The sequence below is a fragment of the Intrasporangium sp. DVR genome (assembly GCF_040365325.1).
GTDB lineage: Bacteria > Actinomycetota > Actinomycetes > Actinomycetales > Dermatophilaceae > Intrasporangium.
In genome coordinates this window covers 154,805-171,189 of sequence record NZ_BAABZW010000009.1, presented here as the reverse complement: position 1 = coordinate 171,189, position 16,385 = coordinate 154,805, and the positions used below count along the sequence as shown (strand labels likewise).

The 16,385-nt window shown below is 72.5% G+C and carries 17 protein-coding genes; 4 read left to right on the top strand and 13 right to left on the bottom strand.

What is annotated here, in order from left to right:
* Positions 1 to 14 precede the first annotated feature (14 nt).
* From efeB to efeU, 3 genes are read right to left on the bottom strand one after another with little or no spacing between them, the layout of a single operon-like run.
* A complete protein-coding gene (gene efeB / locus ABWV20_RS09180; protein WP_353354738.1) occupies positions 15 to 1,313 on the bottom strand; it encodes an iron uptake transporter deferrochelatase/peroxidase subunit in 1,299 nt (432 codons plus the stop codon).
* A complete protein-coding gene (gene efeO / locus ABWV20_RS09175; RefSeq protein ID WP_353354737.1) occupies positions 1,310 to 2,443 on the bottom strand; it encodes an iron uptake system protein EfeO in 1,134 nt (377 codons plus the stop codon). Before efeO ends, efeB begins: the two co-directional genes overlap by 4 nt.
* Positions 2,444 to 2,503: 60 nt before the next feature.
* Complete coding sequence (efeU, locus tag ABWV20_RS09170) at positions 2,504 to 3,370, bottom strand: iron uptake transporter permease EfeU (RefSeq protein ID WP_353354736.1); 867 nt, start codon at positions 3,368 to 3,370, stop codon at positions 2,504 to 2,506.
* 146 nt (positions 3,371 to 3,516) lie between these two features.
* Between efeU and ABWV20_RS09165 the strand changes: the two genes are divergently transcribed.
* Complete coding sequence (locus ABWV20_RS09165; RefSeq protein ID WP_353354734.1) at positions 3,517 to 4,686, top strand: amidohydrolase family protein; 1,170 nt, start codon at positions 3,517 to 3,519, stop codon at positions 4,684 to 4,686.
* Between the two features lie 55 nt (positions 4,687 to 4,741).
* Here the strand turns inward: ABWV20_RS09165 and ABWV20_RS09160 are convergent, their stop codons facing one another.
* The 3 genes from ABWV20_RS09160 to ABWV20_RS09150 all read right to left on the bottom strand — a co-directional run bounded on the left by ABWV20_RS09160 (position 4,742) and on the right by ABWV20_RS09150 (position 6,955).
* A complete protein-coding gene (locus ABWV20_RS09160) occupies positions 4,742 to 5,155 on the bottom strand; it encodes a hypothetical protein (protein WP_353354733.1) in 414 nt (137 codons plus the stop codon).
* A 340-nt stretch (positions 5,156 to 5,495) separates the two neighbouring features.
* Positions 5,496 to 6,440, bottom strand: a complete 945-nt coding sequence (pheA, locus tag ABWV20_RS09155; RefSeq protein WP_353354732.1) for a prephenate dehydratase — start codon at positions 6,438 to 6,440, stop codon at positions 5,496 to 5,498.
* Positions 6,437 to 6,955, bottom strand: a complete 519-nt coding sequence (locus ABWV20_RS09150) for a DUF4446 family protein (protein WP_353354730.1) — start codon at positions 6,953 to 6,955, stop codon at positions 6,437 to 6,439. Before ABWV20_RS09150 ends, pheA begins: the two co-directional genes overlap by 4 nt.
* 114 nt (positions 6,956 to 7,069) lie before the next feature.
* Between ABWV20_RS09150 and ABWV20_RS09145 the strand changes: the two genes are divergently transcribed.
* A complete protein-coding gene (locus ABWV20_RS09145; protein ID WP_353354729.1) occupies positions 7,070 to 9,262 on the top strand; it encodes a hypothetical protein in 2,193 nt (730 codons plus the stop codon).
* Positions 9,263 to 9,299: 37 nt separating this feature from the next.
* Here ABWV20_RS09145 and ABWV20_RS09140 read toward each other — a convergent pair whose 3' ends face one another.
* From ABWV20_RS09140 to ABWV20_RS09125, 4 genes are all read right to left on the bottom strand, one after another.
* Entirely contained in the window at positions 9,300 to 10,064 is a 765-nt protein-coding gene (locus tag ABWV20_RS09140) for a glycosyltransferase family 2 protein (protein ID WP_353354728.1), read from the bottom strand.
* An 11-nt stretch (positions 10,065 to 10,075) separates the two neighbouring features.
* Complete coding sequence (locus ABWV20_RS09135; protein ID WP_353354726.1) at positions 10,076 to 10,906, bottom strand: DUF5926 family protein; 831 nt, start codon at positions 10,904 to 10,906, stop codon at positions 10,076 to 10,078.
* A gap of 128 nt (positions 10,907 to 11,034) precedes the next feature.
* A complete protein-coding gene (locus ABWV20_RS09130) occupies positions 11,035 to 11,484 on the bottom strand; it encodes an ATP-binding protein (protein ID WP_353354856.1) in 450 nt (149 codons plus the stop codon).
* Between the two features lie 203 nt (positions 11,485 to 11,687).
* Positions 11,688 to 11,870 (bottom strand): hypothetical protein, encoded by a 183-nt coding sequence (locus tag ABWV20_RS09125; protein WP_353354725.1) that lies wholly within the window; start codon positions 11,868 to 11,870, stop codon positions 11,688 to 11,690.
* A gap of 87 nt (positions 11,871 to 11,957) precedes the next feature.
* Between ABWV20_RS09125 and ABWV20_RS09120 the strand changes: the two genes are divergently transcribed.
* On the top strand, positions 11,958 to 12,434 hold the full coding sequence (locus tag ABWV20_RS09120; protein WP_353354724.1) for a PadR family transcriptional regulator: 477 nt from the start codon (positions 11,958 to 11,960) through the stop codon (positions 12,432 to 12,434).
* A gap of 31 nt (positions 12,435 to 12,465) precedes the next feature.
* On the opposite strand, the gene ABWV20_RS09115 is transcribed toward ABWV20_RS09120, so the two are convergent.
* The gene (locus ABWV20_RS09115) at positions 12,466 to 12,591 is read right to left on the bottom strand and encodes a methionine/alanine import family NSS transporter small subunit (RefSeq protein WP_353354723.1); all 126 of its coding nucleotides are present in this window, start codon (positions 12,589 to 12,591) and stop codon (positions 12,466 to 12,468) included.
* The gene (locus tag ABWV20_RS09110; protein WP_353354722.1) at positions 12,588 to 14,135 is read right to left on the bottom strand and encodes a sodium-dependent transporter; all 1,548 of its coding nucleotides are present in this window, start codon (positions 14,133 to 14,135) and stop codon (positions 12,588 to 12,590) included. Before ABWV20_RS09110 ends, ABWV20_RS09115 begins: the two co-directional genes overlap by 4 nt.
* Positions 14,136 to 14,239: 104 nt before the next feature.
* Between ABWV20_RS09110 and ABWV20_RS09105 the strand changes: the two genes are divergently transcribed.
* Entirely contained in the window at positions 14,240 to 15,595 is a 1,356-nt protein-coding gene (locus tag ABWV20_RS09105) for a GNAT family N-acetyltransferase (protein ID WP_353354721.1), read from the top strand.
* On the opposite strand, the gene ABWV20_RS09100 is transcribed toward ABWV20_RS09105, so the two are convergent.
* The gene (locus ABWV20_RS09100) at positions 15,556 to 16,320 is read right to left on the bottom strand and encodes an IclR family transcriptional regulator (protein WP_353354719.1); all 765 of its coding nucleotides are present in this window, start codon (positions 16,318 to 16,320) and stop codon (positions 15,556 to 15,558) included. The two genes, ABWV20_RS09105 and ABWV20_RS09100, sit on opposite strands and share 40 nt — an antisense overlap.
* Positions 16,321 to 16,385: the final 65 nt, after the last annotated feature.

The window sequence follows — 16,385 nt, the reverse complement described above, 5'->3', positions numbered from 1 at the left end:
GGTGCGGGCCCGGGTCAGGTGAAGATCGGCTGGCCCCACCACTGCCCGGGCTGGATGCCGGGTGGGCAGGCGAAGACCGCCGACCCATTGTGCTCGATGTACTCGTTGAGCACGTCCTGCGCCGCGAGCGCCCGCTGCATGGGGACGAACTGCTTTCCCGGATGGCGCAGGTAGGCGATGAAGAAGAGACCCGCATCGAGGTGGCCGACGCCGTCGGTTCCGTCGGTGAAGTTGTAGCCACGCCGCAGGATCCGTATGCCGCTCAGCTGGCTCGCGTGGGCGAGGCGTACGTGCGATGCCGCGGGGATGAGGGGTGCACCATCGGCACCCTTCGCGGAGAAGTCGGGCTCGTCGAACTCCGCCTCCCGGCCGAGCGGGGCGCCCTCCTTCTTGTCCCGGCCGAAGATCTCCTCCTGCTCGAGGAGCGGCGTCCGGTCCCAGACCTCGATGTGCATCCGGATCCTGCGGGCGACGAGATAGGCCCCGCCTGCCATCCAGGCGCCGCCGTCGCGCTCGTCGTCGGGCGACACCCACAGGTGCTCGGCGAGCGCCGCGGGGTCCTCGGCCTTGAGGTTGTTCGTCCCGTCCTTGAAGCCGAAGAGGTTGCGGGGGGTGGCCTGAGTGGTCGAGGTGGACGAGGTGCGCCCGAAGCCGAGCTGGGACCATCGGACGGCGACGATGCCGAAGCCGAGCCGGACGAGGTTGCGCACGGCGTGGACGGCGACCTGCGGGTCGTTCGCGCAGGCCTGGATGCAGATGTCGCCGCCCGACCGGTTCGGGTCGAGCTGGTCGCCCTTGAACGCGGGCAGGTCCTGGAGCGCGGCGGGCCGGCGACCGGCCAGGCCGAAGCGGTCGTCGAAGAGGGATGGACCGAAACCGATCGTCAGGGTCAGTCCCGAGGCGGGCAGGCCGTAGGCCTCGCCGGTGTCCTCGGGCGCCCGGTGCGGGCCGCCGCCGACGAGGCCCCCGGGCGCCGCCTCGGCCCCCGCGGTCATCCGCTCGGCGGCCCGCGTCCACCGCTGGAGGAGGGCGACGAGCTCGGCCCGGTCCTTCGTCACGACGTCGAGGGCGACGAAGTGCAGCCGGTCCTGGGCCGGGGTGACGATGCCCGCCTGGTGTGCGCCGTGGAACGGCACGGCGGCCTCGAGGTCTGTCGCCGCCGCTCCGCTCCGATCCGAGCCGGCCACCGAGGGGCCGCTGTCCCCGGTGGCGAGCCCAGCGGCATACCCGGTGGCGGCGGAGGCCACCACCCCGGCGACGCCGGCGCCTCCGACGAGGAGGCTACGCCGGGAGGGCGCGGGTGCGCCCGTCACGTGGCGGCCACCACCCCGGGCACCTTGGCGACCTGCTCGGCGAGCGCGTCGAGCGCGACCGTGAGGGCCTTGACGTCGTCGCTGGTGAGCGTCTCGTAGGAGACGAAGCGCCCGCTGACGCGGTGTGCCTCGAGCAGCCGGTTCAGCTCGCGGAAGGCTGCGTCGAGGGACTGCTGGAGGTTGGCGTCCCGCTCGGTGACGACGGGGCGGAGCGTCTCCAGGGCGGACTGCGAGCCCTGGAGGTTGCCGCGGAAGTCCCAGAGGTCCGTGTGGGAGTAGCGCTCCTCCTCGCCGGTGATCTTGCCGGTGGCGACCTCGTCGAGGAGGGCCTTGGCGCCGTTCGCGATGGTCAGCGCGGTCGGCTCGACCGTCTTGCTGAGGCGGACGATCTCGGTGACGTCGGTGAGCAGCTGGTCGGCCACGGCCGCCGAGTCGCGCTGGAGGCCGTCGACCCAGAGGTCCTTCTCGAGACGGTGGTAACCGGTGAACTCCATGCCCTCCTCGACCACGTCCTCCCGACCGTCGATGCGCGGGTCGAGGTCACCGAAGCTCTCCGCGACCGGCTCGATGGTCTCCCAGGGCAGGCGGGCCGTCGGGTAGAGCTCCTTGGCCCGGGCGACCTCGCCGGCCTTGACCGCTGCGACGAACTCCTCGGTGCCCACGAGCAGCTCGTCGGACTGGGCAGCGACGAACGCCCGGTAGTCAGCGATGGCCCGGGCGACCTTCTCGTCGGCGCTGCCCTTGACCGCGCTGCCGGTGATGGTGAAGTCACCCCGGAGGCCCTCACCGACCATGCCCGGCTTGCACGCCGTCGTGAAGCGGCCCGGCTCGGCCAGCTCGACCTTCAGCTCCCGCTTGAGTCCGGGCGTGAGGTTCTCCACCTCGGAGACGACCCGGTCGCCGTCGGCGTAGACGTAGAACTCGGTGACCTTGGTGCCCGTGTTGACGATCCCGAAGGTGATCGTCCCGGCCGGTGCCGTGGTGGCGCTCAGCTCGCACGCCGTGTCGCTCGCGGTGACGGTGATCGCGCGGGGGTCGGCCGGCGGGTCGGACGCTTCGGCGGCCGAGCCGCAGGCGGTGAGGCCGAGCACCGCGAGGGCGGCGGGCAGGGCGAGGTGGGCGCGGGGCATGGTTCTCCTTGGGAGGGCGGATCGGGGAGGTGGGAGAAGTGCGGGCGTATGCCGCTGGGCTCAGACCGCGGGAGACGGCTGGCTCGGGCGGGCGGCCGGGTTGGCCGGCGCGTCCGGTGAGGAGGTGCGCTGGGGGCGCAGGAAGAGCGTGAGGACGATGCCCACGTAGAGCGTCCACACGATCGCCTGGGCCGTCGTGGTCGCGGGCGAGAAGTTGAAGATGCCCTTGAGGAGGTTGCCGAGCCAGCCGTCCGGAGCGATGAGTGAGCTCACGTCGAACGCGAGGGTCGTCAGGCCGGGAAGGAGTCCTGCCTCCTGGAGGTCGTGGACCCCGTAGGCGAGGATGCCCGCCGCCACGACGACGAGGAGGGCGCCGGTCCATCGGAAGAAGGTCGCGAGGTTGATCCGGACGGCTCCCTTGTAGATGAGCCAGCCCAGCACGACGGCTGACGTCAGGCCGATGACCCAGCCGAGGAGCGGCTGCGGGTTGCCGGCACCGGCCGCCTCGGTCGTCGCGTAGAAGAAGATCGCCGTCTCGAGGCCCTCCCGCCCGACGCCGAGGAACCCGACGAGGGCGACCGCGAGCGGACCGACGTCGATGGCGCGGTCGAGCCGGCCCTTGAGCTCCCCGGAGATGGTGCGCGCTGCGGAGCGCATCCAGAACACCATGCCGGTGACGAAGACGACGGCGACGATGGAGGCGACACCGCCGACGATCTCCTGGGCCTCGAAGCTGAGCCGGCCCGTGCCGAAGGTGAGGGCGGCGCCGAGCGCCACGGACAGGGTGACGGCGACGGCGACCCCGGCCCAGACCCAGGGCAGCGCCCAGCGCCGATCCGTCCGGACGAGGAAGGCGATGAGGATGACGACGACGAGGGCTGCCTCGAGTCCTTCGCGCAGGCCGATGAGAGCGTTGCTGACGAGCATGAAGGTAAGGCTAACCTAATCAGTCTGGGAGAAACCTGAGAGGGTCCCCTCGGTCTCGGCGAAACGGATGACCGGCCGATGATCAGGGTCGAGACTGGCTCCCGAAGGGCGTCGGCACCGACGGCTGCCCCAGGCAGGAGGACACCATGCACGTGATCCGCGCCCGGCAGGTCTTCGACGGACGGCAGTTCCGCGGCGCCGCTGACCTGGTTCTCGACGGACCCAACGTCGTCGGCGTCCGCACCCCGTCGGAGTACGCGAGCGCTGTCGTCGTCGAGGACCTCGGTGACGTCACCATCCTCCCCGGCCTCGTCGACGCGCACCAGCACCTGACCTGGGACTGCTCACCCGACCCCGTGGCCTGGCACACCGAGCACGACGACCGGCAGCTGCTCGAGCAGGGTCGGAGCAACGCCCGTCGGGCACTCGCGGCAGGGGTCACCACCGTGCGGGACCTGGGCAGCCGCGGCCGGACCGCCCTCGACCTGCGAGAGGAGACGGCCCGCAGCGCGACAGCCGGACCGACGATCCTGGTCGCCGGGCCCGCGCTGACGACGCCCGGGGGGCACTGCTGGTTCCTCGGCGGCGAGTGCGCGGACGCCGCCGACCTGGTCAGGGCCGTCGCGCGACTCGACGAGGCCGGCGTCGACGTCATCAAGGTGATGGCGACCGGGGGGACCATCACCCCGGGGTCCGCGCCGCACGAGTCGCAGTTCGGGGCGGCCGCGCTGACGGCGGTCGTCGAGGCGGCCCACGCGGCGGGGCTCCCCGTGGCTGCGCACGCGCACGGCACCGGGGGCGTCGCCGACGCCGTGACCGCCGGCGTCGACACGATCGAGCACTGCAGCTTCTTCACCGCGGGGGGGGTCGCCGCCGACCCGGAGCTCGTCCGCCGCCTCGCCGGCTCAGCGACCATCGCGTCGCTCACCGGCGGCACCGTTCCCGGCGCCCCGCTGCTGCCCGCCATCGCGGCCCGGCTCCCGGCGCTGCTCGCGCACATCCGGGCCCTGCGGGATGCAGGCGTCAGGTGCATCCTCAGCACGGACGCCGGAATCGGACCCAACAAGCCACCCGACGTGCTTCCGCTCGCCATCGCGCAAGCCGTGCAGCTGGTCGGGATCCCCATCGCGGATGCGCTCGCCATGTGCACCTCGCTCGCCGCCGACGCCATCGGGGTCGGCAGCCGGGCCGGACGGCTCGGCCCCGGCGTCAGCGCCGACGCGCTCGTCGTGGCCGGACGGCTCGACCACGATCCCTCGGCCCTCGCGCGGCCGGTGCGGGTGCTCCGCGGGGGAGTGCCGGTCCCGTCGCCGTGACGGGTGCCGCCCCGGCCGGATGACACCTCGGGCCCCGGACGCGCCAGCCACGTCGCTAGGCGGGCACCCCGACACCGTGGGCGGACCCGAGCGGCGCAGCACCCATGGTGGCCGGTCTGCGCGCCTCGACGAGCGAGAGGCGCGCGGCCAGGGCCGGCCGGCGGCTCCGCAGCCGTTCGATCACCCACCAGGCCCGGGGCGGATCGGTCACCACCCCCGCCGTCCCCACTGCACCCGCTGGCTCGGCACCGGGCTCGAGCACCGCCGTCGACACCCAGATGGCGTCGAGGATCTCCAGGGCCGGACCCTGGGTGGCCCGCAGCCGGCTGATCCTCCTCCGGCTCGACGCGGTCAGACGGAAGGAGAGGCCGAGCTCACCCAGCGCCTCTCGGAGCTCGACGAGCCAGGGCGCCTCGTCCGAGCACGGGAAGCCCGCGACGAGCAGCCGCCCCGGCAGGTACTCCGTCATCTCGCCCCCTCGTCTCCTCGTCTCCGGCCTCCGGCCGTCTGTCCGGCCTTGGCAGAGCAGAGACGAGATCAGCCCTCAGTGATACGTCGACCGGTGCCTGGAAAATTCTCTCGGATCGGACGTATCACGCCGGCGCGCACCGACTCTGGTCCGGTGGGGGCAGCGGGACATCGGGCAGCCGGGGGCGTTGCGGGGGGCAGCGGGCCCGGTGTCTCAGCCGGATTCGCATCGGTCCAGGGGGCCGCTGCGGACCTTTGGGGAGAGACAGGGGAGAGAGGGCGCCGGGCGAGACGACCCGGCGCCCTCCGCACGTCCGGCGCCGGCCGAACCCGTCCCGACGTCAGCTGCGCAGCTGCTCGAGCCACAGCCTCGCAGCATCGAAGTCCGTGTCGGCGGTCCCGAGCCGCGCATCGGCCCTGACCCCGTCGGCGCGCGGGTACGAGCCGAGGAAGCGCACGTCAGCACACACGCGCTTGAGGCCCATGAGGGTCTCCCCGACCCGCGCGTCCTGCACATGCCCTTCGAAGTCGATCGAGAAGCAGTAGCTGCCCATCGCCTCACCGGTCGGGCGTGACTCGAGGCGCGTCATGTTGACCCCACGGACGGCGAACTGCTCGAGGAGCTCGAGAAGACCGCCGGCGTGGTCATCGCGCTGGTACAGCACCACGGTCGTCTTGTCGGCTCCGGTCGGCACCGACTGGGTTCCCGGACGCGACACGAGGACGAACCGCGTCACCGCCGCCCTGTTGTCGCCGATGTCCTCAGCGAGGATCTCGAGCCCCTCGTTGGTCGCCGCGACGGGCGCGCACACTCCCGCGTCGAAGATGACGTCCCCGGCCCGGCCGAGGGTCGCGGCGCTCGCCGCGGTGGACAGCGTCGGGACGTACACCGCGTCGGGGAGGTGCGTGGCCATCCAGCTGCGCACCTGGGCCCACGCGTGCGGATGGGTGCCGACGCTGCGGACCGAGCCCAGCGGCATACCCGGCCGGGCGCAGAGCACGAAGGTCACCGGAACGAGGACCTCGCCGATGACGACGAGCGGGTCCCCCGTCGCGAGGGCATCGAGCGTCGCGGACACGCCGCCCTCGACGGAGTTCTCGATCGGCACCATGGCCGCGTCGATCTCCGCCGACCGGAGCGCCTCCAGCGCCGCGTCGACGCTGCCGAACGGCACCTGCTCCTTGTGCCTCGCGCCGTCCCACGCGTCGAGGGCCATCTGCGTGAAGGTGCCCCGGGGACCGAGGTAGCCGAATCGGTGCAGGTCAGATGGGGTCCGTGGCGTCATGAGACGTCCTTCTTCGTGGATGGGACGGCGGATCGGGGGTCGCCCTTCGTCGCGGCGGCCAGCGCCTGCTGCTCCTCCGGGCTGAGGGTGACGCTCGACGCGCCGCCGACGATGCCCTTGGCATACGTGCGGGACTCGCTGCGGGCGTGGATCGAGGAGATGACGATCCCGTCGCCGAGGTCGTCGACGATGGCCGCGGAGAAGGACAGGCGTCCACCCATGTCCCCGAAGGCGTCGTAACGGACCACGGCGACGTTGCGCAGGCTCTGGCGCACGTCGTCCTCAGCGGTCAGCACCTGCTCGCGGAGCCGGGTGACCTCTGCTCCGATCCGGTCGATGCGGTGGTTCTGCGTGGCGGCGACTCGCGCGATGTCGGTGGACCCGTCCCCGGCGAGCGCCCGGAAGTCGCGACGGATCCGGGCGAGCCGCAGCTGCGCACCGACCGCGAGGGCGAGCGCGAGCACGGCGACGGCCGCGGCCCCGATGGCCACGACCGACAGGGTCGCTTCCTCCACGATCGGCAAGGGTAGCCCCCGCAGGTCGCGCGCTCGTCGCCGTTTCGGCCTGTGGCCTCCTCGCGCGTCTCGGCGGTGGGATGGCCCGCGAGCCACCTTTGTAGTCTGTCCCCCGTGATCCGCAGGCATCCCGTCAAGGCGCTCGTCGCCGTGCTGATCCTGCTGGTCGCAGCCCTCGGGTGGTCGTATGCGACGCGGGACTCGGTCCCGGTCCCGCGCACCGCCGACCCCGAGCCCGGGGAGTCCCTCGTGGTCGTCGGCGTGGGCGGCCTCTCCTGGGACGACGTCTCACCCGAGCAGACCCCCGTGCTCTGGGGACTGCTCAGGGACGGGGCCGCCGCGTCCGTGTCGGTCAAGACGCTGCACCTGACCACGTGCCCGAGCGACGGATGGGCCACCCTGTCCGCCGGCGAGGCGGCCGGGCCTGCGGCCGAGGGCGACCGGCCCCCGTGCACCGACCTGCCCCAGGTCGTCGGTGACGACGACCGGGGCTACTCGGTCGACGGCTTCACCCAGATCGCCGCGGCGTCGCGGGAGGCGGCCTTCGGGGCCCGGCTCGGCCTGCTCGGCGACAGCTTCGCGACCCACACCTCCTGCGTCGCCGCCATCGGCCCCGGCGCGGCCATCGCCGCCGCGGGCTCCGACGGGAAGGTCGACGAGTACGCGCCGTTCGCCAAGGCCACCCTCGTCTCCGAGCTGGCCCAGTGTCCGATCACCATCGTCGACGCCGGCTCGATCCTCACGACCGGGCCCGACGCCGCGCAGCACCGCGCCCAGGTCACGGAGATCGAGACCCGCATCACCGAGGTCCGGGATGCCATGCCGAGCGGCGCCGACCTCATCGTCGTCGGGCTCGCCGACCGCGACCAGCAGGAGCGGCTCCGCCTCCTGACCGCGACCGGACCGCACTACGCCCCCGGGATCCTCGCCTCGGCATCGACACGGATGGAGGGGATCGCCCAGATCTCCGACGTCACGGCGACGATCCTCCAGCGCGGCGGCGTGCGCCCGGTCGAGCCGATCGGCGGGCGGGCCCTCTCGGCCAGCCCGTCGGCGAACAACAGCGAGTCGACGGCGGCTCGCAAGCTGACCCGGCTCACCGACATCGACGTCAAGGCCGACGCCATGCACCGCATCGTCGTGCCGTTCCTCGTCGGATGGCTGTCCGTCGCTCTCCTCGCCCTCATCGTCCTCTGGGTCCTCTGGCGCCGCTCCCGCCCGTGGCACACGCGCCTCTCGCGCCCACGGATCCTGCGGCTCGTGCGCCTCGTGGGACTGGTGGCCGCCGGGATGCCCGCCGCCACCTTCCTCGCGAACCTCATCCCCTGGTGGCGCTGGTCACCGCCGTCGCCCGTTCTCGTCGCCCTGCTCAGCGCGCTCGTCCTGCTCATCAGCGGCCTCATCGCCGTGCTCTGCCTCAACGGCCCGTGGAGCAGCTCGGCGCTCGGCCCGCTCGCCGTCATGTCGACCGTCACGGCCGGCGTCATCGGCCTCGACCTGATGACCGGCTCCCGGCTGCAGATGGCCTCCATCTTCGGACTCCAGCCCCTCGTCGGCGGTCGGTTCTACGGGATGGGCAACGTCGCGTTCGCCCTCTACGGCTCGGCCGTCCTGCTCCTGTGCGCGGCCATGGCCCACGCGCTGGTCCGTCGCAACGCCGCTCGGCTCGCCGTCGTCGTCGTCCTCGTCCTCGGGGGCACCGCGCTCGCGGTCGACGTGCTGCCGGCGTGGGGGGCGGACTTCGGCGGCCCCATCGCCCTCGTCCCGGCGCTCGGGCTGCTCCTCATGCGCGTGGCCGGCATGCGCGTCTCGGTGCGCAGCCTGGCCCTCGTCGGCCTCGCCGCCGCGGCCATCGTCACCCTGGTCTGCTACCTCGACTGGCGCCGCCCCGAGCAGTACCGCTCCCACCCCGGCCGCTTCTTCCAGACCCTGCTCGACGGCGACGCGTTCGCCGTCGTGTCGCGCAAGCTGATCGCCAACATCGAGCTGTCGACCGCCCACCCGGCGCTGCTCGCCCTCGTCCTCGTCGTGTCGGCGTTCCTGCTCGTGCTCGTCATCCAGCCGGGGCGCTTCGGCACGGCGCCCTTCGCCCGCCTCGTCGACGAGGCACCCCTCCTGCGCGACGGGCTCATCGCCGTCGTCGTCCTGTCCGCGATCGGTTTCCTCACCAACGACTCGGGCGCGGCGATCCCGCCGGTCGCCATGATCCTCACCGTTCCGCTCGTGGTCTCCGCGGTCGCCCAGTTCATGGCGATCGAGCGCGCCAAGGAGCCGGTCCGGCGCCGGCGCGACCGCCACCACCTCTGACCCCGTCCGTCGAGGGTGTCGCGAGGTGCTCTCTCGATCAGGGAGCGTGTCGCGACGGGCTCTCGCGAGGGCGGAGGCGGCGGCCGAGGCGGCGGACGCCGAGCGCCAGCGCGACGTCGCGGTACTGCGCCGCCCGGTGCAGCTGCGCCCGCCAGTCGCTGCCCGTCACCCGATGATGGAGATCGCACGGGACCTCCTCGACGATGAGACCCGCGTCGAGGACGTCGATGGTCATCGCCACCTCGACACCCCACCCCCGGGCGAACGGCGTCGCCGCGGCCACCGCGGCCGGGGACAGGCACCGCATGCCCGAGAGCGGCTGGACCGGAGCCCACCCCGTCAGCTCTTCGATGCCACGCCGCGCCAGTCCGACGACGAGGCCGCGCCCGCCACCGGCGGTCCGCTGCCGGGGCAGGGTCGCGATCGTGAGGTCCGCCTCTCCCCTGACGACCGGGTCGACGAGCACAGCAACCTCGGTCGCGGAGTCGGCCAGGTCGGCGTCGACGAAGAGCACGGCCGCCCCCGGGTCGACTCGGCCGACCCGCTGGAGTCCCGCCATCCGGCCCAGGCCGCTCATCAGCGCGTCGGCCTTGCCGTGGTTGCGGGCATGCCGCACGACGTGCGCCCCGGCGTCGGAGGCGACCCGGGCCGTCGAGTCGCGGGAGCCGTCGTCGACGACGACGATCTGGCCGACTCCCGGGAGGCGACGGACGGCTCGGATCGTCGCGGCAAGGCGCGCCGCCTCGTCCTTGGCCGGGATGACGACGACGAAGGGGACGGCACCGCCGGCGGAGCGGGGCATCGGCCGGTCGCTCAGCGGAGGGTGACCTGGCGGTTCGTCAGCCCGGCCCGCGCGCCGCGCTCGGCCGCAGTGAGCGGCTCCGAGGAGGCGGCCGCTGCGTCGAGCCGCTCCTTCATCGCGCCGACCGGCGCCGCATGACTCTCGGGCTCGGCCTCCGGGTCGACCTCCCACACGGGGATGAGCAGCCCGCTGGACCGGAAGCATCCGAGCAGCCGCCCCCCGTCGCCCAGGGTCGAGGTGCCGGCCGCGTGCAGGCGCGCGAGCGCGGTCGTCGCCGTCTCCTCGTCGAAGGACAACACCCAGCGGACGTAGCAGCGCTCGCCGATGCGGCACCAGTACGCCGAAGGCGCCGACGAGAGCTTCACCGTGGGGATCGCCGACTCGTTGGCGCGCTCGAGGGACTGCTGACCCTCGGCGTCGAGCTCACTGTCGGCGACCCAGAAGTCGAAGCCGTCATGGACCTCGATCTCGAAGGGTGCGTCGAGGTCGAGGAGGTCCTGGAGCCGGTCGGTCTCGACGGTGGAGACGGGCAGGGCCGTGATCGGGCTGCCCGGGGCTGCCGCCACCGCGAGCTCGATGGCGTGCGCGATGTCGCGGCTCGTGTCGCCGCTGGCGTTGCCGGACTGGATGCCGACGAGAACCTCACCGGTGTCGCGGTGGAGCGCGGGCCAGGCCAACGGCAGGACCGTGGCGATGGTCACCGTCTCCGGAGCCCCCTCCGGGGCCTTCCCCGGCGCGAAGCGAACCGTGGCTGTCGCGGCAGGAACGATCTCTCGCATCGCCACCCAGTCGGTCTCGCCCGGGAGGCCCTCGAACGGGCGGGCCACGAACGGTGCGGCCATCGGACCGGAGATGCGGGCACCGCGGTCCGCGCGAGAACGTCGAGAAGCCTTACCCATGGGACGTCACCCTAGTGGGTGGTGGCGGGCGAGGGTGGGCCGGCCCAGCGGCATACGGGCGGCGCGGCGGCTCAGTGCGAGCGACGCCTCGACGGCCCGCCGACGGAGGCCCACACGGTGCGGCCGTTGGGCTCCTCGAGAACGCCCCACTCGTGAGCGAGGGACCGCACGATGCGCAGGCCCCGGCCCCCCGGGGCCCAGGTCGTCGGCGGTGCGGGTCGCGGCACGGTGGGACCGCCGCCGTCGGAGACCTCGACCTCCACGACGTTGTTCTTCACCTTCCAGTGGACGCGGATCGCGCCATCGGAGAGGGGCTTGGCGTGGCGGATCGCATTGGCGACGAGCTCGCTGACGACGATCTCCGCTTCCTCCACCACGTCGCCGGGGACCTCGCGGGACGCGAGGTCGGCGACGAGCGTCTTCCTGATCCGCGGTGCAGCTGAGGGGGCCCAGGGGATGCGCACAGTCCTCTTCTCGTTCTGGGGCGCACCCCCGTCCGTGCTGGGGGCGCCGTCCTGCATGGTCGGCACTCGGGTCCTCCTCCCCTAGGGCACCGGTGGCCCGCCGTAAGCGTAACTACGTACAGCGGCGCAAACAATGAAGCATCAACCGAGTCTTACCCGCAAGGCGAGCCGTGAAAACATGGCCAACGAGCCATTCGCGATATATCGTTGATGCATCGCGACCGCTCGGGTCGCGACACCACAGGGAGGCAGAGATGAACTCACACGGCGAAGGACACGGCGAAGGACACGGCGGGCCGGGCGGGCACCGGCGTCACGACGGACCCGGTGGCCGCGGCCCAGGAGGACCCGACTGGCTCACCGGCTTCGGGGGCTGGGGCCCGGAAGGCGGGCCATGGGGTGGCATGGGTCGCGGACGCCCCGGACCGCCCCCGTGGATCCATGACCTCATCCGTCAGTTCGGCGGGCCGGCCTTCGGACCGGAGCAGCCGCCACGCCGGCCACGACGCCCGCGCGCGCGACGTGGCGACGTGCGAGCGGCCATCCTCGACGTCCTCGCCGGCGACGAGATGAACGGCTACCAGCTGATCCAGGAGATCGCCGACCGCACGGGCGGGGCGTGGAAGCCGAGCCCGGGCTCGGTGTACCCGACGGTCCAGCAGCTCGAGGACGAGGGCCTCGTCGAGGGTCGCGAGGTCGACGGCCGCCGCCTCCTGCGTCTCACCGACGCCGGCCGGCGCTACGTCGAGGAGCACCCCGACGAGATGGCAGCCACGTGGGCGCCGTTCGAGCCGGAGGACGAGGAGCCCACGACCGACCGCGGGAGCCACGGCTTCAGCGCCAGCCCCGGTGGCGACGGCCTCATGCCCGTGGTCGGACAGGTGATGGGTGCGATGTGGCAGGTCGTCACCACGGGCACGCCCCAGCAACGGGCGGAGGCACGCGAGATCCTCTCCGAGACGCGACGCCGGCTCTACCAGCTCCTCGCCGACGGCGAGCCGGACTGAGCCAGCAGGTCGCTGGAGGTCGCTGGAGTCGCTAGAGGTCGCGGTGCTCGAGCATCTCCTGGGTGTCGCCGCGCCGCAGGTTGTGGATGGCGACGGCCAGGCCGCCCCACACCACGAGGATGGCCATGACCATCATGATGATCGCTCCGGTGCTCATTCCGAGTCCTCCCTCCCTTGTCCGTGCACGGGCGTGTCGGGACGCCACGGGATCCTTGCCAGCAGGAAGCCGGCGACGAGCACCGCGAGGGCCGCTCCCCAGCCGAAGACGAGGAGCATCCACTGCGGGTAGTCGCCGCCGCCGTAGGGCTCCTGCACCACGGCGACGAACTCGCGGACGAGGACGAAGCCGAGCGCGACCGGGCTGATGACCGCCACGAGCGCGATCCACCACCAGCGGACCGGCACCGACCCGTCCGTGTTGAGGTGGCTCTGCAGGCCCGGCAGCGCTCGGACGACCCAGGCGAGGACGACCATGCTCACCACCGCCACCAGCAGGATGCCGAAGCGGTTGATGAAGTGGTCGAGGATGTCGAGGACGAAGAGGCCACTCGTCGTGCTGAACCCCAGCAGGCTGAGGACGGCGCACGGGATGGTGACCCACAGCGTCGCCCCGATCCGCGACATCTCGAACTTGTCCCGTACAGCGGACACGACCACCTCGAGGACGCTGATGAGCGAGGTGAAGCCGGCCAGGACGAGCGAGAAGAAGAAGAGGACACCGAGCAGGGCCCCGGCCGGGGCCTCGTTGACGATGGCCGGGAAGGCGACGAACGCCAGGCCGAGCCCCGACGTGGCGACCTCGCCGACCGGGACCCCGGACGCCTGCGCCATGAACCCCAGTGCCGCGAAGACGCCGATCCCGGCGAGGATCTCGAAGCCGGAGTTGGACAGGCCCACGACCATCGCGGACCCGGTCATGTCCGTGTTGCGCTTCACGTAGCTCGCGTACGTGATCATGATGCCGAACCCGATGGACAGCGAGAAGAAGATCTGGCCGTAGGCGGCGGCCCAGACGGCCGGGTCCGCGAGGGCCGACCAGTTCGGTGCGAAGAGGGCATCGAGACCTGCGGCCGCGCCGGGCAGGGTGAGCCCCTGGATCACCAGGGCGAGGAAGGCGATGACGAGCACCGGGATGAAGATCACCGAGGTGCGCCCGACGCCGCGCTGGACGCCCAGGGCCATGAGGACGATGAGGGCTCCCCAGACGATGAGCAGCGGGACGATGACCCCGGGCACGAAGTCCAGGGAGATGCCCGGCGACTCGGCGACCTTGAGGTACTCGCCGAACAGGAAGGCGTCCGGGTTGTCCCCCCACGACTTGCTGAAGGAGAACACGGTGTAGCTGAGCGCCCACGCGAGGACGGCCGCGTAGTAGACGGCGATCATGAAGCAGACCCCCACCTGCCACCAGCCGAGCCCTTCGGTGCCCCGCGACAGGCGCGCGAAGGACAGGGGCGCCGAGCCACGGTACTTGTGCCCGAGCGCGTACTCGAGGAACAGGAACGGGATGCCTGCGGTGAGCAGGGCGACGAGATAGGGCAGGATGAAGGCGCCGCCACCGTTCTCGTAGGCGACGTAGGGGAACCGCCAGATGTTGCCGAGCCCGACGGCGGACCCGATGGCGGCGAGAATGAAGACCCGCCTCGTCGAGAACGAGCCGCGACTTGCCTCGTGAAGATCATCGCCCGCTGTGGTGCTCATGAACCCTCCCGGATCGAACGAGACTGGTGCTCCCCAGCATTCCCCCAAAGTGTGAGCGGCGCCACCCCCACGCCCTCGCCCCGACCAGCGAATGGAGACGCCCGATGATCAAGCGGATTCGAGTCGTCGGCATCGGTCTGGGCCACAGCACACACGTCACCCGTGCGGCACTCGAGGCGCTCGCCGGCGTGGACGTCCTCGTGGTCCTCGAGCGCGGCCCAGGCGCGGCCCAGCGCACCGCTGCCCAGCGAGCCCTGGTGGCCGAGGCCCGTCCGACCCGCGGTGTGCCCCGAATCCTGGAGCCGACCGGCCCGACGACTTTGCCTGGGAGCGAAGGGAGCTCAGCGGCATACGACCCGATGTCCCTGAGCGGTGAGGTCACTGCCTGCCTCGAGGCGCTCAGGGATCTCCCTGCGGAGGAGGACATACTGGGTGTTCTCGTCTGGGGGGATCCTGCGCTCGAGGCGCCGACCCTCGAGGTCGTCAGTGCGCTGGCGCAGCATCTCGGCGCGCCGGTCGACATCACGCCCGGCCTGGACGCGGCGCAGCTCCTGGCGGCGGCGCACCACACCTCCCTGGGACGCGGCGGTGTCGACGTCCACCGACTCTCGCCGGCGCACCTCGTCGACTACTACGAACCGGTGCAGGGCGACGCGGTCGTCGTCGGCGACCCACACCTGCGCTGTCTCGAGCTGGCCGAGCTCTACCCCGACCTGGAGGTCTGCTGGGGAGCGAACCTCGGCTCCGCCGACCAGACCCTCGTGCGCGGACCCCTGGGCGTCGTGGCCGACGAGCTGCGGGCAGCTCGAGCCGCGGCCGAGCGTGCTCGCGGGTGGGTCCTCGACGCCTACCTCGTGCGACCCTCGACGGAGCCGGCCGGCGACGCGGGCCCCGGATCCCGCCCGGGGGCAGCGAAGCCCGAGCCGTGGCCAGCCGTCGAGCGGCTCTCGGACGGGGTCCTCACGCTTCGGCCGATGGTCGCCGGGGACTGGCCGGTCCTGCTCGAGGAGCACAACAACGAGGAGTCCCTGAGGTGGGCCTTCAGCAGCGCGCCGATGACCGAGCGGGAGGCCCGCCTGCTGGCTGCGGCGTCGTGGCGGGCATGGTCCGGCGGTCGCCAGGCGCGGCTCGTCATGGTGGACGAGGCCACGGGCCGACCCGCGGGCACCATCTCCCTGAGCAGGATGGGCCCTCCCGGTGTGGGGCTCATCGGTTACGGGGTGCTCCCGGGGTTCCGGGGGCGAGGGTTCACCGTCCGAGCGCTCGAGCTGCTCGCCGAGTGGGCCTTCCGGACGACGTCGCTCGCCCGCCTCGAGCTCGGCCACAAGGTCGGCAACGTCGCATCCGGCGTCGTCGCCTCACGTGCCGGCTTCGTCCGCGAGGGCGTGCTGTCCGGGCGGCTCCCGAACGCCGACGGCTCCTACTCGGACGAGGTGATGTACGGGCGGGTGCGTCCCTGAGGCGCCGACCAGGCCCGCCTCGCCACGTCGGTCGCCGCCTCGGCCACCCGCCGGCCGAGGGCCGCGAGGTCATGGTCACCGACGAACACCACGGCAACGGCCGCCCGACAGGCGCCGTCGTCGTCGACCACGGGCGAGGCGACCGACTTCATGCCGGGCAGCACCTCGGACTCCGAGTAGGCCCACCCGCGCCGACGGCACGCGCCGACCTCCGGGCGCTCCCCCGAGCCGGCCCCGGCGAGCAGGGCGATCCCCGGCGCGCCGCGATGCACCGGGTGCCGCTTGCCCGGGCGGTAGGTCACGTGGGCCACGGCCGAGCGGGGCTCGACGACCGACACGGTGACGGCCTCGTCGTGGTCACGGATCACGAGGAAGGAGGTCATCGCGGTGGCGTCCGCGAGGCTCTCGAGGATCGGCTGCGCGGCGGAGCGGATCTCCGGGACGACGTTCGTCGCGAGCACGGCCAGGCCCACCCCGGGGAGCCAGCCGCCCCCACCGTCGCGGTCGACGAGCCGCCGGTCCTCCAGGGTGCGCAGCATCCGGTAGGTGATCGAGCGGTGCAGGCCGAGGGCCACCGCGACGTCCGCTGTCGTCATCGGCTCGGCGGCCGCGGCGACCAGCTCGAGGGCACGCAGACCGCGGTCGAGGGTCTGCGATGCAGGGGCGCCCGGCCCGATCTCGGCGCCGGCGGTGACCGTAACGGTTGGGGACGGGGGTCTTGTCACGGGTCGCCGGGCCTCCCTACGTTGTCCCTGATATCGAAATCCTCCGTTCGATTATTGAACACGAG